The organism is Cyanobacteria bacterium QS_8_64_29 (genome assembly GCA_003022125.1).
Lineage (GTDB): Bacteria > Cyanobacteriota > Cyanobacteriia > Cyanobacteriales > Rubidibacteraceae > QS-8-64-29.
On sequence record PXQH01000001.1, the window covers coordinates 68,811 to 92,100 of the forward strand.

A 23,290-nucleotide genomic window follows, 5' to 3' on the forward strand; every position below is an offset into this window, starting at 1 on the left:
GCCTCCGAGCGCTACGCTACGGGGCCGAGCGCGACTGCCGGGCGCGCTCGGCGTAAACGGCCTGCACGCAGTACCAGTTGAGAAAGATCCGGGCCAGTTCGTGGGCCAGCCCCGAGCGGCCGCGGGCGATCAGCCACTGCAACAGCGGAGCCATGGTGCGCTCGTTGAGCCGGCCGCCCAGCGACAGCAGCCCCCAAAGGCAGCGGTGCAGTGGGGTCATCTGCACCATGAGCCGCACTTGCCAAGTGGGATGCTTGCGATAGAACAGCACGCCCATGCGCCCGCGCTGGACCTCCCGCTCGATCAGCGCGGGGATCTGCTCCAGCCGAAAGGGTGGGTGCCAGTGATAGCCCACGGCCTGGGGGCACTTGATGAGCTTGAGCCCCAGTTGCTTGAGCCGGACGCCCAACTCCAGATCTTCCCAACCGTAGTGCTGGAAGCGGGTATCGAACAAACCCGCTCGCTCCAGCCATGCGCGCGCGATCGCGACGTTGCCGGTAGCAAAGTAAGCAGCCGAGACATCGGTGAGCTTGTAGGGCTCGGCCATGGGATCCGCAAAGTTGCTGGTGTTGACTACGCGGCCGTAGGTAAACGCGCGGGCGCTGCCCGTTTGGGTAAGGGCGCAAGCGTGGGCGTGCAGGAATTGCGGCACGACCACCAGATCGCTATCGATAAAGACGATGGTATCGCCGCGCGCTGCCCGCACGCCTCGGTTGCGAGCGACAGCCGGCCCCTGGTTGGCTTGCACCAGCGTTCGCACGTGTGGGAGCTCCCGAGCAGCGCTGGCCAGCCAGGCTGAGGTGCCGTCGGTGGAGCCGTCATCGACCACCACGACTTCGTAGTCCTGGAGCGGGCTGCCCGCAGGAACGGACTGCCGCTCGAGCGCGCGCAAGCACTTTTGCAGGATAAGCTTGCGGTTGTAGGTCGGGATGACGACGCTAGCGTACACGGGAAAGTCAGCAGTGCCCCTGAACGGGCTCGAACAGCGAGCTACCGGTCGATTCAAACAGGCGCCGGTACAGCCGCAAGGCCTGGCCGTCCGTCATGCCGGCCAGGTAATCGCAGATGGTGCGAGCGTAGCCGGCCTCGCCCGCCGCTTGCTGCTCGAGCTGGGGGCGCATGGCCCGCGGGAACAGCTCGAAGCGCTGCTTGCCGGCACTGGGATCGGCATTCTCCAGCAGTACCCGGAACAGGCGCGAGAGGATCTCGCGGCCTTTGTAAGCCAGGGTGGTGGTGCGCTCGTCCAGGATGATGAACTCCAGTGTCAGCGCCTTAAAGACGGCGCATTCCTGCCGGATGTCCTCGGGGACCGCTAGGGTGTAGTCAAACGGGCCTTCCGGGCGTTGAGTAGGGACGATCCGGATGCTGGAGACAAAGCGATCGATATAGTAGCCGGTCACTTCGCGGATGGTGGCATCCGGTTGGTCCAGGCGTCCCTTGAGCTCGCCTAGGATGGCAACGACGCGCTCGCGCGTCAGGTTATCCGGAACCGCGGTGAGCTGCAGGCGGTACCATACCCAATCGGCAATGCGCTCGAGCGGCATGGACGGCAGCAGAAAGCCGCTCTGCAACCCATCCTCCATGTCGTGGACCGAGTAGGCGACATCGTCGGCCCAGTCCATCAGCTGGCAAGCGATCGTGCGGGGTGGCGGGCGATCGCGGTGGGCGGCATCGAGGAGCTGGTGCGCGCTGCCGCGGAACAGCCAGGCCTCGCAGCGGTCGGCGTCCTCCTCGTAGAGGAACTTACCGGCGCCGGCACTGCGCCGGTAGGGATATTTCAACACGCTCAGCAGGGTCGCCCGCGTGAGGTTAAGCCCGGCATAGGCCTTGCTTTTTTCCTCCAGGCGGGTCAGCAGGCGGAATGTCTGCGCGTTGCCCTCAAAGCCGCCGTAGAGGTGCATGAGCTCATCGAGCACCGTCTCGCCGGCGTGCCCGAACGGCGGATGGCCTAGATCGTGCGCCAAGCAGGCTGCTTCCACCAAACTGCCGGGCAGCTCGGTCATTTTGGCCAGGGCGCGCCCGATTTGGGCAACCTCAATGGAGTGGGTGACGCGCGTGCGCAAAAACTCGGCTTCGCCGGGGGCAAAAATCTGCGTTTTGCCCTGCAGCCGCCGGAACGTCACGCTGTGGATGATGCGATCCCGATCGTGCTCGAATGGCGAGCGGCAGTCAGCGGCATCGGCGCGCTCGACGGCCGAGAGGCGCTCGGTCGCCCAGGGATCGTCCGCCTTGCGCTCGGCCCAATCCATAGCGGGCGTTGTAACGGCGTTGGAGCGGCTCAGCAAGCGCCGCTTGGCCCTAGCTTAGCGTTGCTCTAGAACCACGCCAGCTGCAGCGGCAACGGCTGCGCCCGCTCTTACCAGGGGGCTACCGTGATGCGCCGGCCGTTCTCAAGGCGACCTTCGGGAACGGTCACGCCCAGATTTGATGCCAGCCAGCGGGCAGCCAACCGCCGGTGGCAAAAGCCTTGGGGCGATTCAAAGCACAGTAGGATGGGCTCGGCCCCCGCGGCCAGCTCGTACAGCTCGGCCCACACGCGCTCGGGATCGAGAGCATCCAGAATGGTGCGATAGCGCGATAGGTAGGTGGCTCGGCTGACGGATTTGAACCATTTGCCGGGAGCCAGGGGCCAGTAGCGCCGGTAGCGGGTGCGGTGGGGCATACCCCGGCTGATGCAGATTGCCCCCGGCGTCTCGGGCGGCGTCACGGCGTAGTAGCTAGTGAGCATGGCAGGCGGCTAGCGGGTCTGGAACGCATTCTGGACCATGCGGCGCTCGCAGCGTTGCGCGGCGCGCTCGAGCTCGGCAATCTCACCGGCCGATAGCGACCATCCCAGTGCGCCCAGGTTTTCGCGCGCCTGCTGGGCGCTTTTGGCCCCGGGAATGGGAATGGTGCCTTGGCAGAGGCACCAGTTGAGCGCGACTTGCGCCTGGCTTGCTTGGCGTTCCGCCGCGATCGCCGCCAGCGCCTGCAGCAGCGGGCGGATGCCGGGCAACAAGCGCCGAAACAGCGGCCGCCGCAACCCAACCAGTAGGGGGCCTGCCTCGCGGTACTTACCGGTTAGCAACCCCAGCGCCAGCGGGCTGTAGGCAATGACCCGGATGCCGCGCTCGCCGCACAGCTCGCGCACCTCTGCGGCCATGGGGCCGTTCGATAGCAGCGAGTACTGGATCTGCAGCGTCGCGACGGGGGCACCGCACTCGGCCAGCTTGCGATGCGCCCGCTGCAGGCCCCTCGGGCCGTAGTTGGAGAGGCCCACGGCAGCGGCCATCCCGTGCTGGTAGCAGTCGGCCAACCCGCGCAGCAGCGGTCCTTCCTGCCAGGGGGCGTACTGAGCCGGCGACCAATGCAGCTGCACCAGATCCAGTTTGTGGCCCAAACGCGCCGCTGAGGCCCCACCGGCCCGGAGCAGCGCGCGCCGCGTCAGCCGCCACGGATAAGCAGCCAGCTTGGTGGCCAGGCAAATCCGGTCCCGGTTGGGACCGCGATAGGCTTGCCAAAATTGGCCCAGCAGCCGCTCGCTGCGGCCGTTGCGCCGCCCAATGCCGTAGGAATCGCCAGAGTCAAATAGCGTCGCGCCGCCGCGGACGCAGGTCTCAAAAGCCGCCTGCAATTGCGGATCCAGGCGCTCGTCGTAGTTCCAGACCAAGCGGTTGCCCCAAGCCCAGGTGCCGCAGCCCATGGCCGGTAGCGGCAGGATGCCATTAGAGGTAACCTGGCTGCTCATGCTGCCGCACGCTCGCGCCTCGCCACGCCCGTAAGGGGTAGGGTTGCTTCGGGTGGCATTGACATTGCCTGAATCGCAGCGCCCCATTGACCCCAATCGGATTCTGCCAACTCCCGGTTGCGGCCTGCCAGCAACTATCAAAGGGAATGCAAACCGGCACCCAATAAGGCGCGAGTTGCTTGCCTCGAACATTACTAGGGCTCGAATGACAGGCGCGCGATCGCGGGGTCGTGGTCGCTGCTAGCGCCCCGAAAGCCAGCGTTGAGGTGGACGATGTCGGCCTGCGCAGCTTGCGCCAGCGCATCGCTGACCAAGATGTGATCCAGGGTCTGGGCGTTGCCCTGGAAGATATACGAGTAGCGCTGCGGGCGCGGGAGTGTCTCAGTCAGATTGCGCAGCGCGTCGCCTTTGAGGGTTTGCAGTGGCGGCGAGAAGGCAAAATCGTTCAAATCGCCCAAAACCACAATATTGGCATCGGGATTGATCGCCAGCAGCTCGTTGGCGAAGCGGTTGACGGCCTTTGCCTGCGCGTTGCGCTGCTGGCGCGATGGCTGCGGCGGGGGCTGCTCGGCCCCAAAGAGCGGGGCATCACCGCCTTTAGAGACAAAGTGGTTGCCAATGACAAACAGGCGCTCGCCGTTGAAGCGGAACTCGGCCGCAAGCGGCTTGCGGCTGTCCTCAAAGGCCGGGCTGGCCGGTTCAATGCGGCCGGGGCAGAGCGAGAGCGCAGCGCGCTCGCCCTCTGCCCTGACCGCAGTTGCTGTCGTTGCGTCTCCTTTAGGGCGCTCGGCCAGCGCGATCCGATCCGGCCGGTAGAGCAATCCCACGCGGATGTTGCCGCCCGGTTGGCCGCCGTCTCGACCGTCAGCGGGCGCAATGTCGGTAAAGGCGTAGCGCGGCCCCTGAGCTGTCCCGATGGCCTCAATGAGCTGGCGGTAGGTGGCATCGGCGGCGACTGTGCCGTCGTCGGTTGGGCCGCTATTATCCTGCACTTCCGCTAGCGCCAGAACCTCGGGCGCCTTGAGCCCCTCGACGATTTGGGCAGCCAGCGCCTCAAAGTGATCGCCGTCGCCGGGATCGAGATTCTCAACGTTGAAGGTCGCAACCCTCAAGCGCTCGGCTGCCCCACTCAAATCGCTGCGCTCGCGCGCCAGCTCGGCAGGTGCCAGATCCGGAAGCGGCTGGGTGGCCAGCAACTCAAAATGGCCCCGGTTGTAATCCAAAACGCCCGTGATGGGACCGGCAAAGCGATCGCCGACTGCTGCTGCCGGCATGCCTCCTACTAATTCGCCGTCGATCCCAATTCGCTCTGGGTTGAAGTCGTTGGGGTCAACCGCAACGCCTCCCTGCCAGGTCTGAGGCTGGGCATCGCGGCCGCCATCGGCCAGCACGACTGCGCGATCGCCGCGCGTTGGCCCCGTGACGAGGGCGCTGTCAACGCGCACGCGCATGCCTTCCAGGCTTTCGTAGAAATCGATCCCGTCCTGGCGGGGCTCGAAGGCGCTCAGGCCGTCGTCATCGATGGTGCGAGCGGGCGGCTTGCGGCCGCTACGGCCGATCACGGTTGGCTCGGGCAAAGCCTTGCCGCTGGCGGTGACCATAACGGTGGCCGCATCCTCAGACGCATCGATTTCGGTCACGGTCAGATCCCGGTCGCGATCGCTACGCAAGTACTCCTGCGCCGTCCCCATCACGCTGACGGCATCAGCCACCTCGACCGCTGGCGGCTCGGCGGTATAGACAAAAATGCCGTCTGAGGTGGCCGGCTTGCCATCGGGGGTGGGGGCCTGCATGAAAAAGCCCTCCTCGGTCGTGGCAGTGGCAATACCGGGGACCTCAGCCACGCGCTCGCCATCGAGCGGCGTCCGGTGCCCTGCGCCCTGAATGTCGGGGATGCGGGTGGAGCCCGATTGGGCGCAAGCAGGGGCACTTAGAAGGCCCAATCCGAGCACTGCGGCCAGCAACAGCGTTGTCCAAAAGCGATAGGGGAAATGGCGCATGGGGCGAGGCAATTGCAGCAGCCTGATGCTAGCCCACGGTTGCAACGGCAGAATCTGCTAGCTTGCCGCGGAGCCGATCGCTAGAGGCCGGGCAACCTTGGGAGGCCACTACGACGCCATTGTCATTGGCGCGGGGGCCATGGGCAGCGCCGCTGCCTACTATCTCGCGTGCCGCCAGCAGCGCGTCTTGCTGCTGGAGCAGTTCGAGCTCGACCATCGCAACGGCGGTTCCTACGGGCCCTCGTGCATCATCCGCTATGCCTACGACCGGCCGCACTACATCGCACTCATGAAAGCGGCTTACCCGCTGTGGCAGGCCCTGGAGGCCGAAGCCAGCGAGACGCTCTATACCCGCACCGGCGGCATCGACTTTGGCGATCCCCGGCAGCCAGCCTTCCAGCGCCTGGAGCGCAGCATGGCGGCAGCGGGCATCCCGTACGAGGCGTTTGAGGCGACGGAAGCGCGCCGGCAGTTTCCGCAGTTTCGCTTTGACGACGGCATGCGCGTTCTGTACCAGCAAGCGACCGGATGGCTGGCGGCCTCGCGCTGCGTGCGCGCCCACGTGCGCCTGGCGCAGGCACAGGGCGCAACCCTGCTGGAGCGCACGCCCGTCAGCGACATTGCCGTACGCAATGGCAGCGTTGCAGTGCAGACCCGGACCGAGACCTATACGGCCGGCCGGTTGGCGATTGCGACCGGGAGCTGGGCGCGGCCGCTGCTTGCCCGGCAGGGCGTGACGCTGCCGCTGGCCGTGATGCCGGCGCAGTTGGGGTTTTTCCAGCCCCGGGCGCGCACCCTGTTTGATAGCGCTCGCTGCCCGGTATTTCTGGGCCATCTCGATGGCGAGTGGGGGCAAAAGCCCTACGGCATCCCCGCCCACGATGGCTGCGGCGTTAAGCTAACGACGCTCTATGGCTGGGACACGGTGGCCTCACCCAGCGACGCGGATCGCAGCCCCGATCCGCACTGGGAAGCCCGCATGCGCCGTTTCATTCGCCGCTACGTCCCGGAGGCCAACGGCCCGCTCCGCTCGACGCGGCGATGCCGGTACGCCATGACCCCCGATTGCGATTTCGCCATCGATACGCTGCCGCAGGCGCCGCACGTGGCCTTTGCCACTGGCTTCTCCGGCCACGGATTCAAGTTCTCGACCTTGGTGGGCAAGGTGCTGGCCGAGCTCGTCACCAGCAGCGAGACCGAGCACGATATTGGTCCGTTTCGGGCCACCCGCTTTGGGGCGTCCGCCACCTCGCCCTAGTCCCCGAGTGTGCCGCTACGATTGGGGCAGGCGTTTTGAGGCCTAAGCGGCGCGCCATGGTGACCGAGCGCGAGAGCCAGCTCCCCACCTTCCGCCACCCCGAGCTCTGGGAACAAGCGCTCACCCACCGCTCCTACGGTCACGAGCATCCCAACTGGGGCGATGACAACGAGCGCTTGGAGTTTTTGGGCGATGCCGTGCTGGGCTTTTTGGTGGGCAAGCTGCTCTACGAGCGCTATCCCGACAGGCGCGAGGGCGAGCTCAGCCACCTGCGCGCGGCGCTGGTTAACAACCAGCACCAGTTGGCCGAGCTGGCCGTACAATTGGGCCTCGATCACTGGGTGCGGCTGGGCAAAGGCGCCGAGCGGCAAGGCAGCCGCCACAATCCCGAGATCCTGAGCGATACGTTTGAAGCGGTCGTGGGGGCTTACTATCTCGATGCGGGCATTGAGGCGGTTGAGGCGTTCCTACAGGTGCTGTTTTTACCCCTAGCCGAGCGGGCTGCCAGCCGCGCCGGTCCCGATATCAACGCCAAGGGCCGGTTGCAGGAGTGGGCGCTGGCCCGTGCGGGCGAGCTTCCGCACTACGCGATCGTCAGCGAAGCCGGGCAGGACCATGCCAAGCAGTTTGCAGCCGAGGTGCGCATCGCCGGCGAGCACTACGGCACGGGGAGCGGCCCCAGCAAAAAAGCGGCCGAGAAGGCCGCTGCGCGCGCTGCGCTGGAGGCGGTTGCCGGGGCCGGCAGCGCCAGCGAGTGACCCCAGCCGCCGGCAGCGCAACTTTGCGGGCACCGAGCGCCGCTCAAGCGGGAAGCCCCTCAACGGAACCGTTCCCTGGAATGACCTCGCCAATCGGCCAGGCCCCCAAATCGCGCGCGCGAAACCACTGCAACGCCGCCTCCGCACCTTCGGCCGGCACAAGGACAACAAAGCCGATTCCCATGTTGAAGGCCTCGAACATGGCCACCTCGCTGACATCGCCGGCTTGGGCCAGCCAGCGAAACACCGGCGGAACGGGCCAACTGTCGCGCTCGAGGGCGATCGCTTGGCCTGCGTTGAGGCAGCGGGGTAGGTTCTCGGGCAGGCCGCCGCCGGTGATGTGGGCCATGCCGCGGATCTCCATGTCAGAACACAGGGCTTCAAGGATGGGGCGAACGTAGATTGCGGTGGGGCGCAGTAGGGCTTCGCCCAGACACTCGCCGCCCAACAGGCTGGGGCAATCCTGCCAAGACCATCCCCCGCGCTCGACGATCCGGCGGATCAGGCTGTAGCCGTTGCTGTGCGGCCCCTGGCTGGCCAGCCCGATGGCAACATCGCCCGTACGGACCTGGCTGCCGTCCAACCGCCGCGATCGCTCCACCACGCCCACGCAGAACCCGGCCAGATCGTAGGCGCCGGCTGGGTAAAAATCGGGCATTTCGGCCGTTTCGCCGCCGAGCAAAGCGCAACCGCTAGCTTGGCACCCCTGCGAGATCCCCTCGACGACGCGCGCCAGCCGCTCCCGATCCAGCTGGCTGGTGGCCAAATAATCCAAAAACAGCAGCGGTTCGGCACCGGCAGTCAGGACATCGTTGGCGCACATGGCCACCAAATCGATCCCCACCGTCTCGTGCCGGTCCAGGGCTTGGGCCAGCTTGAGCTTGGTGCCCACGCCATCCGCGCCCGAGATCAGCATGGGCTCGCGGTAGCCGCTGGGGAGATGGCAGCCCGCGCCGAAGTGGCCCACTCCACCCGCCACCTCCGGGCGATGGGTCTGGCGCAGCAGGGCTCCGATGCGGTCGACGAAGGCGCGCCCGGCTTCGAGATCGACCCCAGCTTCCCGGTAATCCATGCCCGCTCGCTCCCGGATGGTTGCCTGCGGCGCGATTCTAGCTCGCCTGCGTGGTGGATGTAGCAATTGCATCAGCCATCCCGGATGGCATTACTTGTCGCCTCTGATACGGTCTTCTGCCAGTGCCATTAGGCTTGTTTAAGTCGAATTGCCTAAGCCTACGGATAGAGTACGTCTCTAACCTGGGTAGGAACTTTTTCCACCACCGTCCCATCTGCGGCAAACGTGAAACGAACGTGAAGCACGTTTTAGGAGGAACGGAACGTGAAACGCCAAGTGTCTCGACGCCTGACGATTGCCGTACTAACGGCTGCCCTTGGCAGCGTTGCGGCTGCGGACAGCAAGCGCTCGCCGGCACTGGCTGCGGCTAGCGGCGAGAGCGCCAGCCCGCCAGCCGCTGCGCCATCGCAGGCAGTTGCCGATTCGGCAGCGACAGAGCCCGGCTTCCAGGTCGCTTCCACAACGCTGCGGGGTCGCGCTTCCTGGTACGGTCCCAAATTCCACGGCCAGCGCACCGCCAGCGGTGAGGTCTTCAATCAGTGGGCGAAAACCGCGGCGCACAAGTCGCTACCGCTAGGGACGCGGGTGCGCGTCACCAACCTGCGCAACGGCGAATCGATCGTGGTGCGCATCAACGATCGCGGTCCCTACGTGGCCGAGCGCATCATCGATCTCTCGCGCGGTGCTGCCCGCGCCATCGGCATGGGCGGGACAGCGCCCGTTCGCGTGCAGGTGCTGGGCCGCTAGCAGCCAACCGGACTCGGCGCTAAGAAGCAGCCGGCGTGCGCCTAGAGCATGCCGGCTGCTGCCATTAAATTGGGATCGGGCATCCCGCGCTAGCGGGCAGCCAAGTGCTGCAAGCGATTGCAGGAGGGCTCGTGCGGCTATTCGAGACGGTGGCCGGTCTGCGCGCTGAGTTGGCCTGTCACTGGCAGGGCAAAAAGCTGGGGTTGGTGCCTACCATGGGGGCGCTGCACGCCGGCCATCGCCACTTGATCTCGCGCGCGGTTGCCGATAATGAAGGCGCCATCGTCAGTATTTTCGTCAATCCGCTGCAGTTTGAGCCCGGCTCGGATTGGGAGCGCTATCCGCGCTCGCTGGCCCAGGACTGCGAAGTTTGCCAGCAGCTGGGGGTGGATCTGGTCTTTGCCCCCACAGCCCGCGACCTCTATGGCGAGAAGGTGGCAGCGGAGCCGGCGGCGCACTCGGATGGACTGACCCAGATCGTGCCCCCATCGGGGATGCTGGCAGTCATGTGCGGGCCGGTGCGAGCGGGCCATTTTGAAGGCGTGGCCACCGTGGTGACCAAACTGCTCAACATCGTCCGGCCGAGCGTGGCTTACTTCGGCCAGAAAGATGCCCAGCAGTTGGCGATCGTGCGGCGCTTGGTGGCTGATTTGAACTTGCCGGTCGAGATCCGGGCCTGTCCCATCATCCGGGAGCCGTCGGGCTTGGCCGTGAGTTCGCGCAATCAATACTTGAGCGAGCGCCAGCAAGCGCAAGCGAGCGCGCTGGCTCAAAGCCTGCAGCGCGCCCGGCAGCGTTTCGAGCAGGGGACTGAGACGCGCTCGGCACTCGTCCGCGAAGTTCGGCAGGCGCTTGCCGGAGTAACCGAACTCGAGCTGGAGTACGTCGAGCTGGTCCATCCCGATACCCTGGTGCCGCTCGAGCGCGTCGAAACGCGCGGGTTGTTGGGCGTTGCAGCGCGAATCGGCGGCACGCGGCTGATTGACAACGTCGTGCTGTGGCAGCGCCAGCCCATTGTTGCCATTGACGGCCCGGCCGGTGCTGGCAAGTCCACGGTGACGTGGCGCGTGGCGGAGCGGTTGGGCTTGGCCTATTTGGATACGGGGGCCATGTATCGGGCGCTGACCTGGCTGGTTGGGCGCTCGAACGCGGCCATCGACGATGAACCTGCCATTGCCGAGCTGGCCAGCCAGGCGCAAATTCAGCTGATTGCGGCTGGTGAGGCAGCCTCTCCGGTTCGGGTGTGGGTGGATGGGCAAGATGTCACCGAGGCCATCCGAAGCCCAGAGGTCACGGCACGCGTCTCGGCCGTTGCCGCCCATCCGGCCGCCCGCCACGAGCTGGTCAAGCAACAGCGGCAGTGGGGCGAGAAAGGCGGGTTTGTGGCCGAGGGGCGCGACATGGGGACCTACGTTTTTCCGGATGCCGAGCTCAAAATCTATTTGACCGCCTCGGTGAGCGAGCGCGCACGCCGGCGGCTGCAGGACCTCAAGGCGCAAGGGAGCGCCGATACGGTTACCCAGGCCCAGCTCGAAGGCAACATTCAGCAGCGCGACGCCTACGATCGCAACCGCCAGGTCGCACCGCTGCAGCAGGCTGCGGACGCCATCGAGATTGCCACGGACAGCCTGAGCGCCGAGGCCGCCGCCGATCGCATTGCCCAGCTCTACTGCGAGCGCGTGGGCAAAGCCACCGTTTAGCCGCTTGCCGGCGAGGCTTGCCTGGCATCGGCCGCGGCACGCTCGAGGGTGGCGGCATCCAGCGCCGAGCCGTCAGCTGCCTCCAAACTAAAGCCCGCATCGCGGATGGTTTGCAGGTCCTGCTCGGCGGCCTGCCCGGGGGTGGTCAAATAATCGGCAATGAATATCGAGTTGGCCGGATACAGCCCCAGGGGCTGCAGCGATCGCAGGTGGTACTCGCGGCCGCCGGCGATGCGGATCTCTTTGTCGGGGAGCAAAAAGCGATAGAGGCAGAGCGCGCGCAGGCAATAGCGCGGGTCCAATTGGTGGTGGCCGCCCAGCGGCGTCCCGTCGATGGGGATCAAAAAGTTGATGGGCACGCTGGTGACATCCAACTCGCGCAGCGAGCGGGCCAGATCTACCACATCGCCATCCGATTCGCCCATGCCCAGGATGCCGCCGCAGCAGGTGGTCATGCCGGCACTTTGGACGTTGCGCAGCGTAGCCACGCGATCGGCAAAGGTGTGGGTGGTGCAGATGTTGGAATGGTGCGCCTCGGAGGTGTTGAGGTTGTGGTTGACGCGATCGACCCCCGCTTCGGCCAAGCGCTGGGCCTGGTCGGCGGCCAGCAGCCCCAGGCAGGCGCACACTTTGAGCGGATAGCGCGATTTGATCTCGCGGACGGCCTCCAGCACGCGCGGCAGCGTGGCTTCGGTGGGGCCGCGCCCGGACATGACCAGGCAAAACGTGCCGGACTGCAAGCGATGCGCCTGCTCGGCAGCCTGCAAGATCTGCTCCTGGGCCAGCAGCGGGTACTGCTCGATTTGAGCCGCCGAGATTTTCGATTGCGCGCAGTAGTGGCAGTCTTCCTGGCAGAGCCCGCTCTGAGCGTTGAGCAAAAAGTGCAGGCGGATCCGGTTGCCCCAGTAGTGGCGGCGCACGCGGTAGGCAGCCGCCAGCTGCTCCAGCAGCGCTTCATCCGGCGCTTGCAGCACTGCAAGCGCTTCCTCGCGGCTGGGCGTTTGGCCGGCTAGGGTGCGCTCGGCAAGCGCGTTCCAATCCATGGTTCTCCAGGCTCGATGGGCTTGGCAGTGGCGCGCGCAGCAACGGTCCGAGCGCGCCAGTGGTTACTGCGCTGAGGCCAGGACTTTTTCCTCAGCTTCGGAAGCTTGCGGGTTGGCTTCCTGGGTGTTTTCCTCGGCTGGCGGCACAATCTGCCAGAACTGGGGCAGGTAGCGCTGCCAGTCATCCAGAATTCGCTGGGCTTTGCGGCTGCCGGTTTTTTGCGCGTGGGTGGCAATCAGCTCCCAGAGCTGCCGCTCGGCGACCTGGGTCACCACGCGCTGCAGCTTGACGATCTCGCCGTTGACGCGCTCGGGGAAGCGCCCGTCTTCGTCCAAAAAGTAGCCCAAGCCGCCAGTCATGCCGGCGCCCACGTTGCGCCCCACCGGTCCGAGCACCACGATCGCGCCGCCGGTCATGTACTCGCAGCAGTGATCGCCGGCCCCCAGCACCACGGCCCGGGCGAAGGAGTTGCGAACGCCAAAGCGCTCGCCCGCTCGCCCGTTGGCGTACAGGACGCCGCCAGTAGCCCCGTACAGGCACGTGTTGCCGATGATGGCGTTCTCGGCCGGATCGTAGCGGGCTTCGGCGGCAGGTTGGATGGCAATCTCGCCGCCGTGCATGCCTTTGCCCACGTAGTCGTTGGCTTCGCCGGTGAGGGTGAGTGCCATGCCCGGCACGGTAAAGGCCCCAAAGCTCTGGCCGGCCGTGCCGCTAAAGTCGAGCGCGATCTGCCCGTCAAAGCCCGTGTCGCCGTGCTGGCGGGCGATGGCACCGGCCAGCCGCGCCCCCACGGCCCGATCGGTATTGGCAATGGACCAGGCCTGGCGCACGCGGCCGCGATCGCGAATGGCACCGGCAATGTCGGGGTCGCGCAGCAAGCGATCGTCCAGCACGGGCCCGTTGCCGTGGACGCCGCTGTGGGCCAACCAGCTGCGATCGGCGCGCGCATCGGGCAGATCCAGCAGGCAGTCCAGGCCATCCAGCACGCGCTGGGTTTTGGCCAGCTGCAGGTCGCTGCGCGGCTGCAGCAGGTCCGAGCGGCCAATGACCTCCGAGAGCCGGCGGTAGCCCAAGCGCGCCAGCAGCGAGCGCACCTCTTGGGCCACAAAGTAGAAAAAGTTGACCACGTGGCCGGGGGTGCCGCTAAAGCGCTGCCGCAACCGCTCCTGTTGGGTGGCAACGCCCACCGGGCAATTGTTGGTGTGGCAGATCCGGGCCATGATGCAGCCCTCGGCAATCATGGAGACCGAGCCAAAGCCGTACTCCTCGGCCCCCAGCAGGGCCGCCATGAGCACGTCCCAGCCGGTTTTGAGACCGCCGTCGGTGCGCAGCACGACGCGATCGCGCAGGCCGTTTGCCATCAGCGTGCGGTGCACCTCGGTCACGCCCAGCTCCCAGGGGAGGCCGGCGTGCTTGATGGAGCTCAGCGGCGAGGCCCCCGTGCCGCCGTCTTGGCCTGAGACCTGAATGATGTCGGCGTTGGCTTTGGCCACGCCAGCCGCAATGGTGCCAATGCCGATCTCGGCCACCAGCTTGACCGAAACCCCAGCCTGCGGGTTGATCTGGTGCAGGTCGAAAATGAGCTGCGCCAGGTCCTCAATGGAGTAAATGTCGTGGTGCGGCGGGGGTGAAATCAGCGGCACGCCGGGTTTGGAGCGCCGCAGCATGGCAATGTAGGGGCTGACTTTTTTGCCCGGGAGCTGACCGCCCTCGCCGGGCTTGGACCCCTGGGCGATCTTGATCTCCACCTGTCGGGCGCTCATCAGGTACTCAGGGGTTACCCCAAAGCGCCCCGAGGCCACTTGCTTGATCGCCGAGCTGGCCGTGTCGCCGTTTTTGAGGCCGCTCAAGTGCGGCAGCGTGGGCGAGTGCCCGCTGCCATCAACATCGTTAAGGACCTCAAAGCGCAGCGGATCCTCGCCCCCTTCACCGGAGTTGGACTTGCCGCCGATGCGGTTCATGGCAATGGCCAGGCTCTCGTGGGCTTCGCGCGAGAGCGCGCCCAGCGACATGGCCCCCGTACAGAAGCGCTCGACGATGGCCTCCACCGGCTCGACTTCCTCGATGGGAATGGCCTCGCGATCGCTGGCAAAATCCAGCAAATCGCGCAGGGCCGTTGCCGGGCGCTGCTGCAAGTGCTGCTTGTAGAGCTCGTAGTGGTCGAAGGCGTCCTGCCCGTTGCCCGAGTGGCCGTTGCCGCCCGAGTCGAGGTTGTCATAGGCGCGCACGGCCTTGTGCAGCGCTTTGGCCATCTCCGGGCTGTTCATGTGGTACTCGCCGCCCGGGCGCGCGTTGACAAAGCCGGCGTTCTCGAGCTTTTTGCCTTGCGGCTCGGGGAAGCCGCGCTGGTGGAACGCCAGCGTTTCTTGCGCCAGCTCGCTAACGGTGAGCCCGCCCACGCGCGAGGTGGTCCCGGCAAAGGCCAGCTCGCAGAGCTCAGGGCCGATGCCGACGGCCTCGAAGATCTGGGCGCCGTGATAGGACGACAGCAGCGAAATCCCCATCTTGGAGAGGATCTTGAGCAGTCCCGTCTCCACCGCCTTGCGATAGTGCTGTTGAGCTTGGGCGCAGCTTATGGGCTCGAGCTTGCCCTTGTCCATCAGCTTTTGCGTTTTGGGATCGCTGCGCCACTGCCGCACGCTCTCCAGGGCCAAATACGGGCAGACCGCCGAGGCCCCATAGCCGATGGCGCAGGCGTAGTGGTGGGTGCTCCAGCACTGGGCCGTATCGACAATTAGCGAGGCCCGCATGCGCAGCCCCTGCCGGATGAGGTGGTGGTGCACTGCCCCGACCGCAACCAGCGGCGGGATGTAGGCATGGTCCGCATCGACCGGATGCGGGGCGCGATCGCTGAGCACCAAAATCTCGGTACCAGCCCGCACGGCCGCTTCGGCGCGATCACACAGCGCGCGAACGGTCGGCTCCAATCCCGATGGCCCCTCGGCTGCGGGGTAGAGCGTAGATAGCGTCTGCGCGCTAAAGTCAGTATGCTCGCGAACGGCAGCCAGCTCGGCTTCGTTGAGGACCGGGCTCTCCAGCTTGAGCAACCGCGCATCCTCAGGCTGGGGATGGAGCCAGTTGCCGCGCGCGCCCAACCGCATGCTCAGCGACATCACCAGGCTCTCACGCAGCGGATCGATGGCCGGGTTGGTGACCTGGGCAAAGCGCTGCTTGAAGTAGTCGTACAGTAGGTGCGGTTGCTGCGACAGGACAGCCAGCGGAATGTCATCGCCCATGCAAAATGTGGGCTCTTTGCCCTGAGTGGCCATGGGCTGGATGACGACCTCCAGGTCCTCGGCCGTGTAACCGAACGCTGCTTGTTGCTGTCGCAGGGCTGCTTCGTCCCAGCTGGGCGCTTCGTTAAAGGGTTGCTTGGCGGCCTCGGCTCGGTGAGCGCGAACCCACTCGCCATAGAGGTTTTGCCGGGCAATGCGCTGCTTGATCTCCCAGTTTTTGAGGATCTCGCCGCGCTCGAGGTCGACGGCAATGGTCTGGCCGGGGCCGAGGCGCCCTTTCTCGACGATGTCGCCCTCGGGGATCTCAACAACGCCGGCTTCCGAGCTGACAATGGCGTAGCCCTCGCGCGTGATGCAGTAGCGCGCGGGGCGCAGCCCGTTGCGATCCAGGGCTGCCCCAACGGTCTTGCCATCGCTAAACGTCAGCATGGCCGGGCCATCCCAGGGCTCTTGGATGCCGCTGTAGTACTCGTAGAAATCGACAATTTCGGGGTAGGAGGCCAACTCGGGCTGGTTTTGATAGGCCTCGGGCACCAGGATGGCCACAGCCTCAGCAGGGGTGTGCCCGGCGCGCACCAACAGCTCCATGACGCTGTCCAGATTGGCCGAGTCGCTGCGCTCGTTGTCCACCAGCGGCGTCAGGGCTTCGAGATCGGCGCTGCTCCAGTGCGGCGAGGCCAGCTCGGCCTCGCGCGCGGCCATCCAGTTAATGTTGCCCTGGAGCGTGTTGATCTCGCCGTTGTGCCCCAGCAAGCGCATGGGTTGCGCCAGGGGCCATCGCGGCATAGTGTTGGTGCTAAAGCGGCGGTGGTAAACCGCAAAAGGACTCTCAAAGTGGGGATCTTGCAGGTCCTGGAAAAACTCCCCTAAAACGGCCGAGCGCAGCATCCCCTTATAGACCAGGGTACAGCTCGAGAGCGAGCAAACGTGGCAGCTGGCTGAGATGGCGGCGAGTTGCTTGTCCGCAGCCGCTCGCGCCGGATAGAGCGCGCGCTCTAAGGCATCGCCTTGCAAGCCCTCAGGGGCGGCCACCAGTACTTGTTCGATGCGCGGCTGGTTGGCTTGGGCTTCAGGGCCCAATACGCTGTGATCGATGGGGACCTCGCGCCATCCCAACACTCGGAACGCCCGAGCTTGCAACGCTTGCTCGATGCAGGCGCGCGCCTGGCTGGCTTGTGCCCCTTGCTGGGGCAGAAACACCATGCCAACCGCAAAGCGTTCGGGGTTGGGAACCTCACACTGCTGCTGTTGCAACCAGTTGCGGAACAAAGGCCACGGGATGGCACTCATCAGGCCCGCGCCATCCCCGGTATCCCGGTCGGCGCTGCAGGCACCCCGGTGCTCCAAACAGCCCAGGGCCGATAGCGCCTGCCGCACCAATTGGTGGCTGGATTCGCCCGTCTGCGAGGCTATAAAGCCCACACCGCACGCGTCTCGTTCGCCTGCAATGGCGCGCGGTTCAGCCGGGTGGTTCGGCGTTGCCGGGATGGGGTTTGAATGGTCCATATGCGTTGATTGCAATCGTTAGCGGACGGGCCGTTGCTGTCCACCGCGCTTGCGGTTGGCAGAACTGACGGATGTCTGCAGGCACCTGTCCCGCCGTGGTTCCAGTCAATCCGCCACTACGCTGCGGGCACCCGAGAGTTGCTGCGCATCCGGCTTGACGGTGGCAGCCCATGGGGGATAGCAACTAAGGGGTTGAGCCTGCACCCTGGAGTGGATTGGACCGTTAGGCGATCCTTAGTAACCCCTTATCTTAACGCGGGAGCGGTATGCTGCTTCAGTTGACCTCCTGCATGGTATAGCCACGGTTGCAGCCGGGCTCGCACGCGCCGCCAGTCCAAATCTAGAGCAATGGTAGCGATCACGCTCAAAACGCGGTTTCAGTGGCCTCAGCTAGCCCTAGGGGCCGTCGTTGCCATCCTGGGTACGGCCAGTCCTGCAGCCGCCCAGTCCGCTCGCCAGCAAGGCGATCGCATCGCCATCGGCAGCCGTACCCTCTCGGTCCCCTGGGCCCAATGGCAGCAAGGCGGTAACGCGCGCATTGGCATTGGCGATACGGCTGCCCGTCAGCTGGGCATCGAGCTGGCTGGCACCGACGATCCGCAACGCCAAGCCGTGCGTTGGTTTGAGGCGTCGCTGACCCTAAAAGCGCGGCGCCAAGAGACCCAACGCTATCTGGCGCTCAATCGCTTGTTCGAGCGTACCGGCGCGAGCACCCGAGTGCAAGGCCAAACCCTTCGCATCGAGCCCCCTAAAGCTCGCCTGGAGGGCATCCGTCGCGGCCAGCACCCCTGGGGCGAGCGCATCGTCCTCGATTTGAGCCGGCCCACGTTTTGGCATTGGCGCGTCCGCGACGGTACGGCGACAGTGACCGTTGCGGCCACTGCCGCTGCGCAATTGCAAGCACGCGACTCAGAGGTGACGGCCGTCAAGGCGGCAGGCCAAGACGCCGCGCAGCTGCAGTTTGACATCCCGGCGGGCTTGGTTCCGCAGGTCCAAACCCTGCGCGATCCGGCCCGGATCGCGATCGATTTCCGGCCGCGATCGCTGCAGCAGCGCGAGATTCGCTGGGCACCGGGGGTGAGCTGGCACCAAGACACGATCACGGCCGGCGATACTCGCTTTCCGGCTGTGTGGTTGAGCCTAGATCCGGCGCGCGTCTCGCTGCGTCCCATCCAGGCAGAGGATGCTGGCATGCAAGGCATTGCGCCGCTGGCCCAAATGGCTCGGCAGCAGGGGGCCACTGCTGCCATCAATGGGGGTTTTTTCAATCGCAACAGCCAGCTGCCGCTGGGCGCGATCCGCCGCGACGGGCGCTGGCTCTCCGGTCCCATCCTCGATCGGGGCGCGTTCGCCTGGAACGAGCGCGGTCAAGGCACCATCGCGCGGCTGCGCCGCCGCGAAACCCTCACCCTGGAAGGGGGCCCCAGCTGGCCGGTGCCGCTGCTCAATACGGGCTACACCCAATCCGGCATCGCCCGCTATACCCCGGCCTGGGGCCAGACCTATACGCCCATGACCGATGGCGAAACGGTGGCGGTCGTGCGCGACGGTCGCATCGTGCGCCGCGCCTCGTCGTTGCGCGCGGGCGAGCGGGCCTTTGACATCCCCGCAAACGGTTACGTGCTGGCCGTTCGCGGCAGTGACAGTGAGGGGGCAGCCTCAGCCCTGACCCGCGGTAAGGCAGTCAGCCTGCGCGCCCAAACCTCGCCGGCAGCCTTTGCTGACTATCCCCACGTGCTGGGGGCGGGACCGCTGCTGCTGCAAGACGGCCGCACGGTCCTGGATGCCCGAGCCGAGAACTTTAGCCAGCCATTCCGCAATCAGGCAGCCCCGCGCAGCGCTATTGGCATTGGCAATAGCGGCAGCTTGATTGTGGCCACCTTTTACGGGCAGAAAAGCGATGGCGGCCCCACCCTCGCCCAGACAGCACAACTGATGCAGCGCCTGGGAGCCCAGAGCGCGCTCAACCTCGACGGGGGCAACTCGAGCGCGCTGTACCTGGGCGGCCAGCTGCTCGACCCGCCGCCTGCCGTTGCCGGCCGGGTTCACAATGGGCTGGGCATCTTCCTGCAGCGCGATCGCGCGCGCTAGCGATTCGGGTTTGCTAGAGTAACGCTGAGTCCCGTGCGAGTTGCCCAGGAGAACGGAGCATGGTAGCCGAGTCCAGCCAGGTTGCGACGGCAACGGCCGGTGCAGTCCCAGTCGAGCACCGCCCTTGGGGCAGCTTCAGCCTGTTGGAGCAAGGCCCCCGCTACAAAATCAAGCGCATCGAGGTCGAGCCCGGGCATCGCCTCAGCCTGCAGATGCACTACCACCGCAGCGAGCATTGGATCGTCGTTTCGGGAACGGCCAAGGTGGTCTGCGGCGATCGCGAGCTCATCCTAGGCAACAACGAATCGACCTACGTTCCGCAGGGGACCCACCATCGGCTGGAGAATCCCGGTGCCATCAAGCTCGTTTTGATCGAGGTTCAAAATGGCGAGTACGTGGGCGAAGATGACATCGTGCGCTATCAGGATGACTACGCGCGCGATTGAGTTGGGGCTCACCGCGCTGTTGCTCGCAACCCCCGCTTCGGTGTCATGCCAGCTGCCCCGATCCAGCTAACCCCAGCCGCCCGCGATGAGATCGCCCGCCTGCAAGCGAGCCGCGAGCAAACCGATTGCTGGTTGCGCCTGAGCGTTGAAGCCGGTGGGTGCGCGGGCTGGGTCTACTCGCTAGCGCTGGTGCCCGAGTGCCAGCCCAGTGATCGCTGCTGCCAGAGCAACGGCATCGCGATCGCGATTGAAGCCGCCAGCGAGCGCTACCTCGACGGCCTCCGCATCGATTACTCGGAAGACCTCATGGGAGGCAGCTTTCATTTCGACAACTCCGCTGCCAGCGAGACCTGCGGATGCGGCCATTCGTTTGCCCTAGGCCCATCCGAGGCTGCCAGCTAGGGCCGATCGCGGGCGGCGCCGCTCGGGCAAGAGCGCGCTTGCTGTTGGGCGATGTATGGGTTATAGTGGTGAGCCGCTTGTTTGCTAAACCATTGGCACTGCCCTCATTCCATGCCCACCATCCAGCAGCTCGTTCGTAAAGGACGCTCGCGGAGCTACGAAGGATCCAAATCGCCGGCAATGCGGCGCTGTCCGCAGCGCCGCGGCGTTTGCACGCGCGTCTATACCACCACGCCCAAAAAACCCAATTCGGCTTTACGTAAGGTGGCCCGCGTCCGGCTCACCTCCGGCTACGAGGTGACTGCCTACATCCCAGGCATCGGTCACAACTTGCAAGAGCACTCGGTCGTTTTGGTCCGAGGCGGCCGCGTCAAAGACTTGCCGGGCGTGCGCTACCAAGTCGTCCGCGGTGCCTTGGATACCGCCGGGGTTAAAGAACGCCGCAAAGGGCGTTCTAAGTACGGGACCAAGCGCCCCAAATAAGCTGGCGGGCCAGCTCGCTGCTTGTACCTTGCTTGCTAGGGGAGGCCCTAGCAGTTTCTCAGCCTACCCGCTCCGCTCCACCGAAGCCCGAATTGCACCATGTCCAGACGTTCCACCTATCAAAAGCGCACCGTTCCGCCCGATCCGGTCTACAACAGCCGCCTGGTCGGCATGATGGTGCGGCGGCTCATGGTCGATGGCAAAAAGGCCAAAGCCGCCAAAATTCTCTACGATGCCTTCTCCATTGTGGGCGAGCGAACGGGGGCGGATCCGCTCGAGACTTTTGAGACGGCCGTCAGTAATGTCACGCCGCTTGTGGAAGTCAAAGCCCGCCGCGTGGGCGGGGCAACTTACCAGGTCCCCATGGAGGTCCGTTCCGAGCGCGGCACTGCCTTAGCGCTGCGCTGGCTGGCCCGTTTCTCGCGCACGCGCCCGGGCAAAACTATGTCGGTACGGTTTGCCAACGAAATTATGGACGCGGCCAACGAGACGGGCAACGCGATCCGCAAGCGCGAAGAAACCCACAAAATGGCCGAGGCCAACAAGGCCTTCGCGCACTATCGCTACTGACCGCTGATCGCCCGGCAGGATCGCGGGGCAGCGGACGAACGCAGAGACCGGCGTCCGGCCTACCTCCACTGCTGCGGCCGAGGAACGAAAATCTAGAATTGGAGACAGCGCTGAGGTGGCAAAGCCCCGCATGACGCTTTGCCAGTCAAGGAGGTAGCTATGGCAAGCACGACCCCGCTAGAGCGAGTCCGCAACATTGGGATTGCCGCCCACATTGATGCGGGCAAAACGACCGCAACCGAACGGATTCTATTTTACTCGGGAATCGCCCACCGGCTGGGCGAAGTCCACGACGGCAACGCTGTCATGGACTGGATGTCCCAAGAAAAAGAGCGCGGCATCACCATTACGGCAGCCGCCATTAGCACGAGCTGGCTGGATCACAAAATCAACATTCTCGATACGCCGGGGCACGTCGACTTCACCATTGAAGTCGAGCGCTCCATGCGAGTGCTGGATGGCGTGATTACGGTCCTGTGCTCGGTGGGCGGCGTTCAACCGCAAACCGAGACCGTTTGGCGGCAAGCCGAGCGCTACCAAGTCCCCAGCATTGCGTTCGTCAACAAAATGGACCGCGCTGGTGCGGATTTCTATAAAGTTTACCAGCAAATGCGGGAGCGCCTGCGGACCAATGCCGTTCCGGTTCAGATTCCCATCGGCCAGGAGGACGAATTCCGCGGCCTGGTCGATCTGGTCGAGATGCAGGCTTATATTTACCACAACGAGCTGGGCACCGAAATCGAGAAAACCGACATTCCCGACGACATCCGCGAGACGGCCGATAAGTACCGCGGCATTCTGCTGGAGGCCGTTGCCGAGACGGACGAGACCCTGTTGGAGAAGTATTTGGCGGATGAGTCCCTCGATGAGGATGAGATCCGCAGCGCCATCCGCCAAGCCACCATCAACAACGAGATGGTGCCCATGTTCTGCGGCTCGGCCTTTAAAAACAAAGGCGTGCAGTTGCTGCTCAATGCCGTCGTCGACTATCTGCCAGCGCCCACCCAGGTTCCGGCCATTGAGGGGTACCTGCCGGATGGCAGCCAGGGGACGCGGCCCGCTGATGACAGCGAGCCCCTATCGGCGCTGGCGTTCAAGGTGGCTGCCGATCCCTACGGGCGCTTGACCTTTATCCGCGTCTATTCGGGGGTTCTGCAAAAAGGCACCTACGTTTACAACGCCACCAAAGAGAAAAAAGAGCGCATCTCGCGCCTGATCGTGATGAAATCCAACGAGCGCATCGAGGTGGACGAGCTTCGAGCAGGCGAGTTGGGCGCGATCGTTGGGCTCAAAGAGACCACCACAGGCGATACGCTCTGCGATTCCCAGCACCCCATCATCCTCGAGTCCATCTACGTGCCCGAGCCCGTCATTTCGGTGGCGTTGGAACCCAAATCCAACCAGGACATGGACAAGCTGTCTAAGGCGCTGCAGGCCCTATCGGACGAGGATCCCACCTTCCGCGTGCACCAGGATCCCGAAACCAACCAGACCGTTGTGGCTGGGATGGGCGAGTTGCACCTGGAGGTCCTGGTTGATCGCATGCTGCGCGAGTTCAAAGTGGAAGCGGATGTCGGCCAGCCCCAGGTGGCTTACCGAGAAACCATCCGCACCTCTGCCGAGGCCGAGGGCAAATTCATCCGCCAGAGCGGCGGCCGGGGGCAGTACGGCCACGTCATTTTGCAAATCGAGCCCCAAGAACCCGGCAGCGGCTTGGAGTTCGTCTCCAAGATCGTGGGGGGCGTCGTGCCCAAAGAGTACGTCCCGTCGGTGGAAGAAGGGGTCAAAGAAACGTGCGAGTCGGGGGTCGTGGCCGGCTATCCGGTGATCGACCTCAAGGTCATTCTGGTGGATGGCTCCTACCACGACGTCGATTCCTCCGAGATGGCGTTCAAGATTGCCGGTTCGATGGGCATCCGCGAAGCCATCAAAAAAGCCGAGCCGGTTTTGCTGGAGCCCAACATGAACGTGCAAGTTGAGGTTCCTGAAGAGTTTCTTGGCGATGTCATCGGCGATCTCAACGCACGCCGCGGTCACGTTGAGAGCATGGATACTGAATCGGGCATAGCCAAAATCTCGGCACTGGTGCCGCTTGCAGAGATGTTTGGCTATGCTACGGATATCCGCTCGCAGACCCAGGGGCGCGGCATGTTCACCATGGAGTTCAGCCGGTACGAACAAGTGCCCCAGCACGTCGCTGAGGGCATTATTACCCAAAACCAAAGCAACAACTAGCGAGGTAAAGGAAAG

18 protein-coding genes are annotated in these 23,290 nt (G+C 65.0%); 10 read left to right on the forward strand and 8 right to left on the reverse strand.

The annotated features are described in order from the left end of the window. Window positions 1-16 precede the first annotated feature (16 nt). From BRC58_00370 to BRC58_00390, 5 genes are all read right to left on the reverse strand, one after another. Window positions 17-949, reverse strand: a complete 933-nt coding sequence (locus BRC58_00370; GenBank protein ID PSP19594.1) for a family 2 glycosyl transferase — start codon at window positions 947-949, stop codon at window positions 17-19. 7 nt (window positions 950-956) lie between these two features. Further along, entirely contained in the window at window positions 957-2,249 is a 1,293-nt protein-coding gene (locus BRC58_00375; protein ID PSP19595.1) for a hypothetical protein, read from the reverse strand. Between the two features lie 107 nt (window positions 2,250-2,356). Then, window positions 2,357-2,728, reverse strand: a complete 372-nt coding sequence (locus tag BRC58_00380; protein ID PSP19596.1) for a hypothetical protein — start codon at window positions 2,726-2,728, stop codon at window positions 2,357-2,359. Between the two features lie 9 nt (window positions 2,729-2,737). Beyond that, complete coding sequence (locus BRC58_00385) at window positions 2,738-3,727, reverse strand: aldo/keto reductase (GenBank protein PSP19597.1); 990 nt, start codon at window positions 3,725-3,727, stop codon at window positions 2,738-2,740. A 194-nt stretch (window positions 3,728-3,921) separates the two neighbouring features. Beyond that, window positions 3,922-5,727: a nuclease gene (locus BRC58_00390; protein PSP19598.1), complete on the reverse strand. Its 1,806-nt coding sequence runs from the start codon at window positions 5,725-5,727 to the stop codon at window positions 3,922-3,924. A 97-nt stretch (window positions 5,728-5,824) separates the two neighbouring features. On the opposite strand from BRC58_00390, the gene BRC58_00395 reads away from it, so the two are divergent. Further along, window positions 5,825-6,985: an N-methyl-L-tryptophan oxidase gene (locus BRC58_00395; protein PSP19599.1), complete on the forward strand. Its 1,161-nt coding sequence runs from the start codon at window positions 5,825-5,827 to the stop codon at window positions 6,983-6,985. A 56-nt stretch (window positions 6,986-7,041) separates the two neighbouring features. Continuing rightward, the gene (rnc, locus tag BRC58_00400; protein PSP19600.1) at window positions 7,042-7,743 is read left to right on the forward strand and encodes a ribonuclease III; all 702 of its coding nucleotides are present in this window, start codon (window positions 7,042-7,044) and stop codon (window positions 7,741-7,743) included. A 43-nt stretch (window positions 7,744-7,786) separates the two neighbouring features. Here the strand turns inward: rnc and BRC58_00405 are convergent, their stop codons facing one another. Continuing rightward, the gene (locus BRC58_00405) at window positions 7,787-8,815 is read right to left on the reverse strand and encodes a phosphoribosylformylglycinamidine cyclo-ligase (protein PSP19601.1); all 1,029 of its coding nucleotides are present in this window, start codon (window positions 8,813-8,815) and stop codon (window positions 7,787-7,789) included. Window positions 8,816-9,079: 264 nt separating this feature from the next. On the opposite strand from BRC58_00405, the gene BRC58_00410 reads away from it, so the two are divergent. Continuing rightward, window positions 9,080-9,562 (forward strand): septal ring lytic transglycosylase RlpA family lipoprotein, encoded by a 483-nt coding sequence (locus BRC58_00410; protein ID PSP19602.1) that lies wholly within the window; start codon window positions 9,080-9,082, stop codon window positions 9,560-9,562. Window positions 9,563-9,693: 131 nt separating this feature from the next. Next, complete coding sequence (locus BRC58_00415) at window positions 9,694-11,262, forward strand: cytidylate kinase (protein PSP19680.1); 1,569 nt, start codon at window positions 9,694-9,696, stop codon at window positions 11,260-11,262. On the opposite strand, the gene BRC58_00420 is transcribed toward BRC58_00415, so the two are convergent. Further along, complete coding sequence (locus tag BRC58_00420; protein ID PSP19603.1) at window positions 11,259-12,305, reverse strand: biotin synthase BioB; 1,047 nt, start codon at window positions 12,303-12,305, stop codon at window positions 11,259-11,261. The genes BRC58_00415 and BRC58_00420 overlap by 4 nt on opposite strands. A gap of 63 nt (window positions 12,306-12,368) precedes the next feature. Continuing rightward, window positions 12,369-17,048: a glutamate synthase large subunit gene (locus tag BRC58_00425; protein PSP19604.1), complete on the reverse strand. Its 4,680-nt coding sequence runs from the start codon at window positions 17,046-17,048 to the stop codon at window positions 12,369-12,371. Window positions 17,049-17,396: 348 nt separating this feature from the next. Here BRC58_00425 and BRC58_00430 point away from each other — a divergent pair, with 348 nt between their 5' ends. The 6 genes from BRC58_00430 (at window position 17,397) to fusA (ending at window position 23,275) form a co-directional block, all read left to right on the forward strand. After that, complete coding sequence (locus BRC58_00430) at window positions 17,397-19,139, forward strand: hypothetical protein (GenBank protein PSP19605.1); 1,743 nt, start codon at window positions 17,397-17,399, stop codon at window positions 19,137-19,139. A gap of 59 nt (window positions 19,140-19,198) precedes the next feature. Then, complete coding sequence (locus BRC58_00435) at window positions 19,199-19,585, forward strand: mannose-6-phosphate isomerase (protein ID PSP19606.1); 387 nt, start codon at window positions 19,199-19,201, stop codon at window positions 19,583-19,585. Between the two features lie 45 nt (window positions 19,586-19,630). Beyond that, window positions 19,631-19,987: an iron-sulfur cluster assembly accessory protein gene (locus BRC58_00440; GenBank protein ID PSP19607.1), complete on the forward strand. Its 357-nt coding sequence runs from the start codon at window positions 19,631-19,633 to the stop codon at window positions 19,985-19,987. 111 nt (window positions 19,988-20,098) lie between these two features. Beyond that, the gene (locus BRC58_00445) at window positions 20,099-20,470 is read left to right on the forward strand and encodes a 30S ribosomal protein S12 (GenBank protein PSP19608.1); all 372 of its coding nucleotides are present in this window, start codon (window positions 20,099-20,101) and stop codon (window positions 20,468-20,470) included. 99 nt (window positions 20,471-20,569) lie between these two features. After that, entirely contained in the window at window positions 20,570-21,040 is a 471-nt protein-coding gene (locus BRC58_00450) for a 30S ribosomal protein S7 (GenBank protein ID PSP19609.1), read from the forward strand. Between the two features lie 159 nt (window positions 21,041-21,199). Continuing rightward, complete coding sequence (gene fusA, locus BRC58_00455) at window positions 21,200-23,275, forward strand: elongation factor G (protein ID PSP19610.1); 2,076 nt, start codon at window positions 21,200-21,202, stop codon at window positions 23,273-23,275. The last annotated feature ends 15 nt before the right edge of the window (window positions 23,276-23,290 follow it).

Coding starts and splice junctions, on each gene's coding strand:
- BRC58_00375 (PSP19595.1), bottom strand. CDS start 2,249: ATGGATTGGGCCGAGCGCAAGGCGGACGATCCCTGGGCGACCGAGCGC.
- BRC58_00380 (PSP19596.1), bottom strand. CDS start 2,728: ATGCTCACTAGCTACTACGCCGTGACGCCGCCCGAGACGCCGGGGGCA.
- BRC58_00385 (PSP19597.1), bottom strand. CDS start 3,727: ATGAGCAGCCAGGTTACCTCTAATGGCATCCTGCCGCTACCGGCCATG.
- BRC58_00390 (PSP19598.1), bottom strand. CDS start 5,727: ATGCGCCATTTCCCCTATCGCTTTTGGACAACGCTGTTGCTGGCCGCA.
- rnc (PSP19600.1), top strand. CDS start 7,042: ATGGTGACCGAGCGCGAGAGCCAGCTCCCCACCTTCCGCCACCCCGAG.
- BRC58_00405 (PSP19601.1), bottom strand. CDS start 8,815: ATGGATTACCGGGAAGCTGGGGTCGATCTCGAAGCCGGGCGCGCCTTC.
- BRC58_00420 (PSP19603.1), bottom strand. CDS start 12,305: ATGGATTGGAACGCGCTTGCCGAGCGCACCCTAGCCGGCCAAACGCCC.
- BRC58_00425 (PSP19604.1), bottom strand. CDS start 17,048: ATGGACCATTCAAACCCCATCCCGGCAACGCCGAACCACCCGGCTGAA.
- BRC58_00430 (PSP19605.1), top strand. CDS start 17,397: ATGGTAGCGATCACGCTCAAAACGCGGTTTCAGTGGCCTCAGCTAGCC.
- BRC58_00435 (PSP19606.1), top strand. CDS start 19,199: ATGGTAGCCGAGTCCAGCCAGGTTGCGACGGCAACGGCCGGTGCAGTC.
- BRC58_00440 (PSP19607.1), top strand. CDS start 19,631: ATGCCAGCTGCCCCGATCCAGCTAACCCCAGCCGCCCGCGATGAGATC.
- BRC58_00445 (PSP19608.1), top strand. CDS start 20,099: ATGCCCACCATCCAGCAGCTCGTTCGTAAAGGACGCTCGCGGAGCTAC.
- BRC58_00450 (PSP19609.1), top strand. CDS start 20,570: ATGTCCAGACGTTCCACCTATCAAAAGCGCACCGTTCCGCCCGATCCG.
- fusA (PSP19610.1), top strand. CDS start 21,200: ATGGCAAGCACGACCCCGCTAGAGCGAGTCCGCAACATTGGGATTGCC.